The organism is Nocardioides aquiterrae (assembly GCF_039526625.1).
Lineage (GTDB): Bacteria > Actinomycetota > Actinomycetes > Propionibacteriales > Nocardioidaceae > Nocardioides > Nocardioides aquiterrae.
On the sequence record NZ_BAAAJE010000026.1, the window covers coordinates 103,833 to 114,349 of the forward strand.

Sequence of the window (10,517 nt, forward strand, 5' to 3'; positions counted from 1 at the left end):
CACCCGCCGACCCGCCCGGCGTCAGCAGATCGGCCGTGGTTGACTCGAGGGCATGGACGCCGATCGGGTCGGCGACGCGTTCGCCGCGGTTCCCCGCACGTGGTTCCTGCCGCCCTCGCAGCAGCCGCGCGCGTCGTACGACGGCCCGCTCGACATCGGCCACCGCCAGACCAACTCCCAGCCGCGCACGGTCGAGAGCATGCTGCGGCTGCTGGACGTCCGGCCCGGCGACCGGGTCCTCGACGTCGGCTCCGGCTCCGGCTGGACCACCGGGCTGCTCGCGCACCTGACCGGCCCCGAGGGCGAGGTCCTCGGGCTGGAGCTCGAGCCCGACCTCGTCGAGTTCGGCCGCACCAACCTCACCCACGGCGGCTGGCCGTGGGCGCGGATCGAGCCGGCCCGGCCGGGGGTGTACGGCGACCCGGCCGGCGCGCCGTACGACCGGATCCTGGTGTCGGCGGAGGCGCCCGAGCTGCCCACCGCCCTGGTCGACCAGCTCGCACCGGCCGGCCGGATGGTCATCCCGGTGCACGGCGTGATGCTGCTGGTCGAGGCCAGGGGCGACGGACAGCCGGAGGTGAGCCGGCACGGGTACTACCGGTTCGTGCCGCTGCGCTGACTCCGGAGTCAGTGCGAGTACAGGTTGGCCACGAAGTGGGCCTGGTGCCCGGAGTTGGGGTCGTTCCAGGTGCCCTGGAACTCCGTGTCCCAGCTCCAGTGCCCGCGCACGCACTTGCGCGTGTGGCTGTCGCACTTGTGGTGCACGGTCACGCCGCTGACCGGCGCGCTGCTCACGATCAGGTGCCCGTTGACGGTGACGTGCTGGATGTGGCTGCCGTTGAAGTAGAACTTCACGGTCCGGTGGTGGCCGTCGGTGCCCATGTAGTGGCCGTGGTAGGGCAGCACGGACCGGGCCTCGAAGCCCGCCTGGGCGGCGTCCGCCGGTGCGGACGCGGTGAGCCCGACCCCGGCGGCCAGGAGGACGGCGGCGACGGACGCCCCGATCTTGCGCAGCATGAGGTTCTCCCCTCGAAGGATGCCCCCCGGGCTTGCCACGCTAGGGCGGGCGGCCGGCGGCGAGCCATCGCCTGACCGGGCCCCTCGGCCACTGGGGTCACCGCCGGACCCCCCTATCCTGCGGTCGTGACCGACGCGCCCACCGAGCTCCTCCGGCTCGCCTCCGCCGACAACTTCCGCGACGTGGCGGGCACCGGCGCCGGCTACCCGGCCGGGGACGGCGGCCGCGTGCGCCGCGGGGTCTTCTACCGCTCCAACGAGCTCCAGCTCACCCACGCCGACGCCGCCGCACTGGCCGGGCTCGGCATCACCGCCGTCCACGACCTGCGCAGCACGCCCGAGGTCGAGGCGCACCCCGACGTCGAGGTCCCCGGCGCCGCCTGGCACCACGTCGAGGTCGCGGGCATCCCGATGGAGATGGTGGACGGCCTGGCCGACACCGCGGCCGCCGAGCGCGTGATGCGCGAGGTGTACGACGGCTTCGTGCGGTCGGCCGACTCACGGGCGGCGTACGGCGAGCTGCTCCGCGCGCTCGCGACCGGCGGCGTGCCGCAGCTGTTCCACTGCACCGCCGGCAAGGACCGGACCGGCTGGGCGGCCGCGCTGCTGCTCGAGATCGCCGGCGTCGACCGCGACACGATCGTCGCCGACTACCTGCTCACCAACGAGGTCTCCTCGGCGACGCGGGAGAAGTACCTCGCGCTGGTCGGCGAGCATCTCGGCGAGCACCTGGTGGAGGTCTACGAGCCGACCATGGTCGTGGCGCCCGAGTACCTGCAGGCGGCGTACGACGCCGTCGCCGCGGACCACGGCTCAGTCGCGGGCTACCTCCGCGACGGGCTCGGCCTCGACGACGCGACGATCGCCGCGCTCCGCGCGCGGCTGGTCCACTACGACGCCTGATTCCCGGCGAGCACGACCGGCGGCGGCGCGTAGTACAGCGAGGGCTCCTCCGGCACCGGCACGTCCCAGATGCGGCTGGCCCGCTCGCAGACCCCGTCGAGGTCACAGCGGATGATCGCGGCCCCGCCCTCCTCGCCCTGCGCGAGCGTGAGGAAGTGGGTGTCGTCCTCCCACACCGCGTCCCAGTCGAGCCGGCCGGTGATCATGCTCCGGGGCGCCCCGGTCCGGCCGTCGACGACCCACCACCGGTCGGTGCCGGCCGCGTCGAAGTACGACCAGCTGGCGAGCGCGAGGCTCCCGTCCGGCGACCACTGGTGGGGATAGCGGCCGCAGCCGCGCCACAGCGTGTGGCCGGGCCGCGAGAGGACCGCCACCCGCAGGCAGAACTCGCCGCGGTCGGTCCGGTCGAAGACGACCCGGTCGTGCCGCACGTCGGCGCCGAGCGCCGCCTCGTCGTACAGCCGCCACCGCCGGTCACGGTCGTAGTTCCACCACACTGTCGCCGGGTCGTGCCAACGGGCCCGCTTGCCGAGCAGCACCCGGTGGTCGGTCACGGCGGCCAGCGTGACCAGCCGCATGGTGCGGCTGGCGACGACCCGTCCGGTCGCCGGGTCGGACACCGTCACGACCGACCGGAGCAGGCCGGGGCCGGTCGCGTGCTCGGTCGCCACGCGCTCCCCGCTGGGCGAGGCCGCCACGTCGATCCAGTCCCGGGAGCGCGCAACCACCCGCCGCGCGCCGGCAGGGTCCACGAACACCACCACGACGTGGTGGGGGTGGCCGACGTTGTAGTCCCGCAGCAGGTAGCCCCCGGAGACCACCCACAGGGCGTCGTGCCGGCCCCGCTCGGTCGCCGGCACCCGCAGGGCGCCGTCGTGGATCGTGTCGCGCACCAGGTGCACCACTGTCGGGTCGGCCCCGCGGGACAGGGCCGCCGGATCGACCGGGGACGGCGCTGCCGCGACCGCGGGCCGCGGCAGCACCGAGATCAGGGCCCCCGCCAGCATCACCGTCGCGAGGCGGGCCACCCGGGCGGCCGCGCTCATGCCCTCACCGCTTCCGGCTCATCCTGTCCATCTCGCGGGCGATCTGGTCCTCCGTCGGCTCGCCGCCGCCGTAGGCGTCCCAGGCGTTGGCCACCACGCCGACCCCCCAGCCGACCAGGATGAAGATCGGCCAGAAGAACCCGTGGCTGGTCATCGCCCACACGGAGACGATCATCGCGTTGATCATCAGGTAGATCGCCAGGTGCACGTGGAACTCGTGCTTCTTCTTCAGGCGCCGCAGCGCCCGGTCGCGCAGGTCCATGCTCTCCGGTGCCCCGGTGCTCATCTCGCCCTCCTCCTGGACGGCACGCCTCGACACCTTCAGCGTCGCTCGCCGCGCCGCCGCCGGACACGGCACTAGGTCCCCGGCTCGCCCGGACGTTCGCCCCTGCCCGGTGGCCGCCGGCCGGCGGAGACTCGGCCGAGACGAGCGTGGAGGTCCGCATGGACGAGCGCCAGAACCTCGCCGCCGCGATCGGCGGCTGGAGCGTGCGCCACCGCGTCCTGGCCGTCGTCGGCTGGCTGGTGTTCGTGGCGGTCGCCATGGTCGTCGGCGCCCGCGCCGGCCAGGTCCAGATGACCGAGGACCAGTACGCCGAGGGCGACTCGGCGCGCGTGGAGCAGGTGCTGGGCGACGCCGGCCTCAGGACGCCGGCGACGGAGATGTTCCTCGTCACCACCGACGCCCCGGTCACCAGTCCCCCGTCCCGCGCGGTCGTGGCCGACCTGGTCCGCCGGCTGGAGGCCACGTCGGTCGTGGAGCAGGTCACCGAGCCGTTCGCCAACGGCATGGTGTCCGAGGACGGCCGGTCCGCCCTCGTGCAGGTGACGATGTCCGGCGACCCGATGACGTCCGGCGACCGCGCCCAGCCGCTGCTCGACGCGGCGGCGGCAACCCGCGCGGCGTACCCGCAGGCGCGCATCGACGAGTTCGGCGACGGCTCGGCCAACCACTGGTTCGACGAGACGATCCTCCAGGACTTCCGCCGCGCCGAGTGGACCGCCGTCCCCCTGGCGATCGGCATCCTCGTGGTGGCGTTCGGCGCGCTGCTCGCCGCCGTGCTGCCGGTGGGCCTGGCGGTCACGTCCTTCCTCGCCGCGAACGGCCTCCTCGCGCTGGTCAGCCACCGCCTGCACCTGGACAGCTCCACGAGCTCGGTGATGCTGTTGGTCGGCCTCGCCGTCGGCGTGGACTACTCGCTGTTCTACCTGCGCCGGGAGCGGGAGGAGCGGGTGCGCGGGCGCGACCCGGCCACCGCGCTGCGCATCGCCAGCGCGACCTCCGGCCGCTCGGTCCTCGTGTCCGGCCTGACCGTGGTCGCGGCGATGTCCGGGATGTTCCTCTCCGGCATGCTGCTGTTCGAGGGCTTCGCGGCCGCCACGATCCTCGTGGTCCTGATCGCGGTCGTCGGCTCCGTCACCGTGCTGCCGGCGATCCTGTCGCTGCTCGGCGACCGCATCGACCTCGGCCGCGTCCCCGGCCTGGCACGGATGCGGCGGCCCGGCGCCGACAACCGGTTCTGGAACGCCGTGCTCGCCCGCGTGCTCCGCCGACCGGGCGCGTCGGTCTCCGTCGCGGCCGGCGTCCTGCTGCTGCTCGCGGTCCCCGCGGCCGGGCTGCACACCGAGCAGCTGAGCCTGGACAAGCTGCTGCCCGCCGACACCAGCATCATGCAGAGCTACCACCGGATCACCCGGCAGTTCCCGGGCGGCCCGACCCCGGCGCACATCGTGGTCACCGCCCCCGACGTACGAGGCTCCGAGATGACCGCGGCCGTCGCCGACTTCCGCAGCCGCGCGCTCGGGGCCGGCCTCGTGCAGGCCCCGGTCCTGGTCACCGCCCACCCCGAGGCCGGCGTCCTGGAGATCACCGCACCGCTCGCCGGCAACGGCACCGGCCGCGCCTCCGTGCGCGCCCTGCACGCGCTCCGGTCCCAGGTCGTCCCGGACACGCTGGGCGCGGTGCCCGGCGCGGAGGCGTACGTCGGCGGCAACCTGGCCTTCTCGGAGGACTTCAACGCCCAGCTCGGCCGTTCGATGCTGCCGGTGGTCGTCTTCGTGCTGGTGCTCGCGTTCCTGCTGATGCTGGTCGCGTTCCGCTCGGTGACGATCGCGCTCGTCACGGTCGTGCTCAACGTGCTCTCACTGGCGGCGGCCTTCGGCGTCATGGTCGCGGTGTTCCAGCACGGCTGGGGCGCGTCCTTCGTCGGCGGCCGCGGGGTCGGGGCGATCGAGTCCTGGATCCCGCTGTTCGACTTCGTGATCCTGTTCGGCCTCTCGATGGACTACCACGTGTTCGTGGTGTCCCGGATCCGCGAGGCGCACGACCGCGGGCTCCCGACCCGCGCCGCGGTCTCGCACGGCGTCGTCACGTCCGCCGGCGTGGTGACCAGCGCGGCCGCGATCATGGTCGCCGTCTTCGCGGTGTTCGCGACGCTGTCGATGACGACGTTCAAGCAGCTCGGCGTCAGCCTCGCCGTCGCGATCCTGCTCGACGCGACCGTCGTCCGCGCGATGCTGCTCCCGGCCGTGCTGGCCGCGCTCGGCGACCGCACCTGGTGGCTCCCGCGCTGGCTGTCGTTCCTCCCCGACCGCTCCTACCACCCCGAGCCCGAGCCCGCCGGCCGGTCATGACACGTGGTCGGCGCCGTCGTCCTCGTCGCCGGGCAGCACCAGCCGCTGGTCGTCGAAGGTGATCTGGATCGTCTCGAAGCCCTTGTGGCGCTGGGCTCTGGCGTAGCCTGCGTACGCGCGGCGGTCGGCGTCGGTGAGCTCGACCCGGTCGGTGAAGGGGGTCAGCAGGGCGCGCGGCCACAGCCGGCGCTCGAGCACGACGTTGACCTCGATGCCGAGCACGCCGATGACGGCGGTGAGCCAGAGGACGCCGATCAGGCCGAGGACCAGGCCGAAGGTCCGGTTCATGGCGCTGGTCTCGGTCAGGACGTTGGTGACGTAGGCGGTGCCGATGGTCTGGAGCCCGATCCACAGCAGCGATGCGGTGACGGCGCCCGGCACCGACCCGGTCCAGACGTTGTGGCTGCGCGCCGCGCCGACGCGGAAGAGCGCGGTGAGCACGAGCGTGTTGACCAGGACCGTCAGGACGGTGATCGGCCACCGGTACGACGACACCGTCTCGCCGAGCACCTCGGTGTTCGCGGCGAGCGTGGACAGCACCGAGATCGTCAGCACGGCGACACCCGCGGTCATCAGCAGGAAGAGGCTCTTGAGCCGCAGCAGCACCGGGTTGGGCCGGCTGTTGCGGGGCACCGACCAGGCGACGTTGAGCGCGTTCTGCAGCGCCTGGCCCAGGCCGAGGGCGCCGTACAGGGCGACGAGGGAGCCGACGACGATCGCCGTCGTCGAGCCGGTCAGGCCCTCCGGCCGGCCCAGCTGGTCACCGATGATCGGGAACTGGGCGAGGGCCGAGTCGATCAGGTCCGCCTGCAGGTCGGCGTTGCCCTGCAGGAGGAAGCCGAGGATCGAGGAGCCGAGGAGCAGCAGCGGGAAGATCGCGATGAACGCGTAGTAGGTGATGATCGCGGCGATGTAGTTGCCCTGGTCGTCGAAGTACTTGTAGATCACCGCAAGCGGGTAGCCGAGCACCGACCAGCGCCGCTGCGCCCGGTCGGCGCCGTCGATGACCCGTCCCACCGCGACAGGCTACCGATGACCCGGCCCCACCACCGTGATCCTGCCGTCGGCGTCGGTCCGGAAGAGCTCGACGCCGTCGGTGACCGTGGCCGCGTCCGCGCCGAGGGCGACGGCGATCTTGTTGGCGGCGTTGCGGGCGATGTCGAGCACGACCTCCACGACCTGGGCGGGGGCGAGGTGCGCGTTGACGGTCTCGACGACCTCGGGCGGCAGGACGTACGGCGTCCAGATCATCGCGTCGGTCAGCGCCAACGCGGCCTTGGTGTGCTCGGCGAGGTCGCTGTCGGCGTACCGGTCCACGGCGTCGAACGTCGCCTCGTCGGCGCCGAGCTCGATCGCGGCCAGCGACCGGCGGGACTTGCAGAGCCGGCACTCGTGCTGGCGGGCGCCGCGCAGCCGGACCAGCTCGGTGGTGACCGGGTCGAGGGCGTCGAGCCGCGCGACCTGGCGTTGGAACTCCTCGACCAGCGGCCACAGCTCGGTCGGCGGCACCCGGTCGATGGTCTCCTTGAGCATCCGGCCGTCGCCGAGCACCTGGGCCGCCACGACCGCCATCCGCGGCCAGTAGTCGTCGACGTAGACGATCTGCGCGACCTCGAACGCGGTCGGCCCGGTCGCCTCGAGGAAGCGCCGCCGCATGTCGTCGTCGACCAGGGACACGTCGACGCCGAACTGGTCGGCGAACAGCTCCACGCGCGGGTCGAGCAGGTCCACGTCGAGCGCGGCCCGCGCGGCGAGGACCGCCATCAGCGCGGCGTGCGCCTGCGGGGCGTGCGCGCGGATCGGTTCGGCGGGGAGGTCCACGTCGGTCAGCGTAGGCGCGGGGTCGGTCCGGGGTCCGGCAGCGTCGGCATCTCCAGGCCGATGTGGCGCCCGACCAGGGCCGCCCGGGTGACCGATCGCGAGCCGAACCGGTCGCGGACCCGGTCCAGGGCCGCGTCCAGGCCGTTCTCGTGCACGACGTCGGGGAACAGCGGCAGCTCCAGCTGCCGGGAGCGGCCGTCGACGAGGCCGGAGATGGTGATGCCGAGGAGCGTGCAGCCGCGCTCCTCGATCAGCGGCCAGCTGTCGGCGAGCAGCCGCCGCCCGGTCTCCAGCCAGGTCGCCGTGGTCGCGGTCGAGTGCCGCAGCGTGGCCGACCGGGTCGCCCGGCCGAAGTCGTCGAAGCGCAGCCGGAGCGTGAACGTCTGGCCGATCCGCTCCCCCGCCCGCAGCCGCCGCGCCACCCGGTCGACGAGGCCGGCGAGCAGCCCGTCGAGCTCCTCGCGCGACTTCGGCTTGCCGGGCCGGCCCATCGCGCACTGCGACCCGATCGACCGGCGCCGGCGGCCGACCTCGACCGGCCGGGGGTCCATCAGGTTCGCCAGCGCCCACAGGTGCCGGCTCGCGGCCTTGCCGACCGCGGCGGCGAGCTCGACCTCCTCCCGGCCGGCGAGCTCGCCGATCGTGCGGACGCCGTCCGCGTGCAGCTTGGCCGCGGTGATCGCGCCGACGCCCCAGAGCCGCTCGATCGGCAGCGGGTGGAGGAACGCCGCCTCGTCGTCCGGCGGCACCGCGAGCAGGCCGTCCGGCTTGCTGACCGCGCTCGCGACCTTGGCGAGGTACTTGGTGCGCGCGATGCCGACCGAGATCGGCAGCCCGACCTCCTCGCGCACCCGGCGCCGCAGCGTCACCGCGATGTCCTCGGGCTCGCCCACCAGCCGGCGCAGGCCGCCGACGTCGAGGAACGCCTCGTCGATCGAGATCCCCTCCGCCAGCGGCGTGGTGTCGTCGAAGATCTCGAAGACCCGCTTGCTCGCCTCGACGTACGCCGAGAAGCGCGGCGGCACCACGAGGGCGTCCGGGCACAGCCGGGCCGCCTGGCGCCCGCCCATCGCCGAGCGGACGCCGTACGCCTTGGCCTCGTAGCTCGCCGCCAGCACCACGCCCGCCCCGACGATCACCGGCCGGCCGCGCAGCCGTGGGTCGTCGCGCTGCTCGACCGAGGCGTAGAACGAGTCGAGGTCGGCGTGCAGGATCACACGCCCCATGATCGAACAGATGTTCGATCATGCGCAAGAGGCTCACCGCCGCCGTCGGCGCGCCGGCGCGTACACCGCCACGCCGGTCGGGGACAGCAACCCGGCGCCCACCGCGGTCTGCGGCCCACCGTCCGCGGGCACCCGCACCACGCGGCCGTTGCCGTAGTCGGCGACGTACACGTCTCCCGCCGCGTCCACCGCCACCCCGCTCGGCTTGGTGAACCCGGCACCGACCGTGGTCTGCCCGCCGCCGTCCGCCGGTACCCGCACCACCTGGTCGGTGCCGCTGTCGGCGATCAGCACGTCCCCCGCCGCGTCCACCGCCACCCCGACCGGGAAGGAGAGGCCGGTGCCGACCGTGGTCTGCGGCCCGCCGGCCGCGGGCACCAGGAGCACCCGGTGGTTGTTGGTGTCCGCGATCAGCACGTCACCCGCGGCGTCCACCGCCACGGACGTCGGCCTGGTGAGCCCGCTACCGACGGTGGTCTGCGGCCCACCGCCCGCCGGCACCCGCACCACCCGGTGGTTGCTGGTGTCCGCGACGTACACGTTCCCCGCCGCGTCCACCGCCACCCCCGACGGGAACGAGAGCCCGGTGCCCACCGTGGACTGCGCACCGCCGCCCGCCCGGACCCGCAGCACCCGGTCGTTGCCGCTGTCGGCGATGTAGACGTTCTCCGCCGCATCGACCGCGACCGCATACGGGAACGAGAGCCCGGTGCCCACCGGCGTCTGCGCACCGCCGTCCGCCGGCACCCGTACCACCCGGCCGCCGCCGTAGTCCGCGATGAGCAGGTCGCCCGGGACCGGAACCAGAGCCACCGTGATCGTCACGGGGTCGGCCAGGGTGGCGTTCGCGGCGTTCTCGGTCTGCACGGCGAACGTGAAGCCGCCCGCCGTGGTCGGGATGCCGGCCAGGACACCGGCGGCCGGGTCGAGGGTGAGGCCGGGCGGCAGCTGGCCGGCCGCGACCCGGAACCGCGGCGCCGGCTGACCGGCCGCCGCGGCCGCGGTGTAGGTGTAGGAGTACGCCGCCCCCACCGTCGTCGACGTCGGCGGCGAGGACGCCGTGAAGACCGGAGCCGGCGCGTACACCGCCAGCCCGGCCGGGGTCCACGACCCGCTGCCCACCGTGGTCTGCGGCCCACCGTCCGCGGGCACCCGCACCACCCGGGCGTTGCCGTAGTCGGCGATGTACACGTCCCCCGCCGCGTCCATCGCCACCCCCATGGGCAGGGAGAGACCGGAGCCGACCGTGGTCTGCGGCCCGCCGTCCGCGGGCACCCGCACCACCCGGTCGTGCCCGAAGTCGGCGACGTAGACGTCCCCCGCCGCGTCCACCGCCACCCCGTAGGGGTACATGAAGCCGCCGCCCACGATGGTCTGCGGCCCGCCGTCCGCGGGCACCCGCACCACCCGGTTGTTCGCGGAGTCCCCGATGAGCACGTCCCCGGCCGCGTCCGCCGCCACCCCGATCGGCAACGCGAGCCCGGAGCCCACCGTGGTCTGCGCACCACCGCCCGCGGGCACCCGCACCACCCGCTCGTTGCCGAAGTCGGCGATGTACACGTCCCCCGCCGCGTCCACCGCCACCCCACGCGGGAAGTCGAGCCCGGTGCCCACCGTGGTCTGCGCACCACCGTCCGCCGGCACCCGCGCCACCTGGGCGTCGTCGTGACGGCCGTCGGCGACGAACACGTCCCCCGCGGCGTCCACCGCCACCCCGTTCGGGAGCGAGAACCCGGAGCCCACCGTGGTCGGTGGCCCACCGTCCGCGGGCACCCGCACCACCCGGGCGCCGCCCTGGTCCGCGATGAACAGGTCGCCCGAGGCCGGTGCGGCCGCCCCTCGGACACCGGGCATGGGGACCATCCCTCCT

Annotated in this window: 10 protein-coding genes; 3 read left to right on the forward strand and 7 right to left on the reverse strand. The window is 74.1% G+C overall.

Annotation, left to right across the window (positions count from 1 at the left end; genetic code table 11):
• Positions 1-52 precede the first annotated feature (52 nt).
• A complete protein-coding gene (locus ABD086_RS20835) occupies positions 53-619 on the forward strand; it encodes a protein-L-isoaspartate O-methyltransferase family protein (protein WP_343909787.1) in 567 nt (188 codons plus the stop codon).
• Positions 620-627: 8 nt separating this feature from the next.
• Here the strand turns inward: ABD086_RS20835 and ABD086_RS20840 are convergent, their stop codons facing one another.
• Positions 628-1,017 carry a hypothetical protein gene (locus tag ABD086_RS20840; protein WP_343909789.1) on the reverse strand — a complete coding sequence of 130 codons (390 nt, stop codon included), beginning with the start codon at positions 1,015-1,017 and terminating at the stop codon, positions 628-630.
• 126 nt (positions 1,018-1,143) lie between these two features.
• On the opposite strand from ABD086_RS20840, the gene ABD086_RS20845 reads away from it, so the two are divergent.
• Positions 1,144-1,920, forward strand: a complete 777-nt coding sequence (locus tag ABD086_RS20845; RefSeq protein ID WP_343909791.1) for a tyrosine-protein phosphatase — start codon at positions 1,144-1,146, stop codon at positions 1,918-1,920.
• Here ABD086_RS20845 and ABD086_RS20850 read toward each other — a convergent pair.
• On the reverse strand, positions 1,908-2,966 hold the full coding sequence (locus tag ABD086_RS20850) for a hypothetical protein (protein ID WP_343909793.1): 1,059 nt from the start codon (positions 2,964-2,966) through the stop codon (positions 1,908-1,910). The genes ABD086_RS20845 and ABD086_RS20850 overlap by 13 nt on opposite strands.
• A gap of 4 nt (positions 2,967-2,970) precedes the next feature.
• A complete protein-coding gene (locus ABD086_RS20855; protein ID WP_343909795.1) occupies positions 2,971-3,252 on the reverse strand; it encodes a 2TM domain-containing protein in 282 nt (93 codons plus the stop codon).
• A gap of 158 nt (positions 3,253-3,410) precedes the next feature.
• Between ABD086_RS20855 and ABD086_RS20860 the strand changes: the two genes are divergently transcribed.
• Complete coding sequence (locus ABD086_RS20860; RefSeq protein ID WP_343909797.1) at positions 3,411-5,600, forward strand: MMPL family transporter; 2,190 nt, start codon at positions 3,411-3,413, stop codon at positions 5,598-5,600.
• Here the strand turns inward: ABD086_RS20860 and ABD086_RS20865 are convergent.
• From ABD086_RS20865 to ABD086_RS20880, 4 genes are read right to left on the reverse strand one after another with little or no spacing between them, the layout of a single operon-like run.
• Positions 5,595-6,617, reverse strand: a complete 1,023-nt coding sequence (locus tag ABD086_RS20865; RefSeq protein WP_343909799.1) for a YihY/virulence factor BrkB family protein — start codon at positions 6,615-6,617, stop codon at positions 5,595-5,597. The two genes, ABD086_RS20860 and ABD086_RS20865, sit on opposite strands and share 6 nt — an antisense overlap.
• Before the next feature lie 9 nt (positions 6,618-6,626).
• Positions 6,627-7,421, reverse strand: coding sequence for a carboxymuconolactone decarboxylase family protein (locus ABD086_RS20870; protein WP_343909801.1), 795 nt, complete (start codon positions 7,419-7,421; stop codon positions 6,627-6,629).
• Positions 7,422-7,426: 5 nt separating this feature from the next.
• Complete coding sequence (gene dinB, locus ABD086_RS20875; protein ID WP_343909803.1) at positions 7,427-8,638, reverse strand: DNA polymerase IV; 1,212 nt, start codon at positions 8,636-8,638, stop codon at positions 7,427-7,429.
• Between the two features lie 42 nt (positions 8,639-8,680).
• A complete protein-coding gene (locus tag ABD086_RS20880) occupies positions 8,681-10,501 on the reverse strand; it encodes a putative Ig domain-containing protein (protein WP_343909805.1) in 1,821 nt (606 codons plus the stop codon).
• Positions 10,502-10,517: the final 16 nt, after the last annotated feature.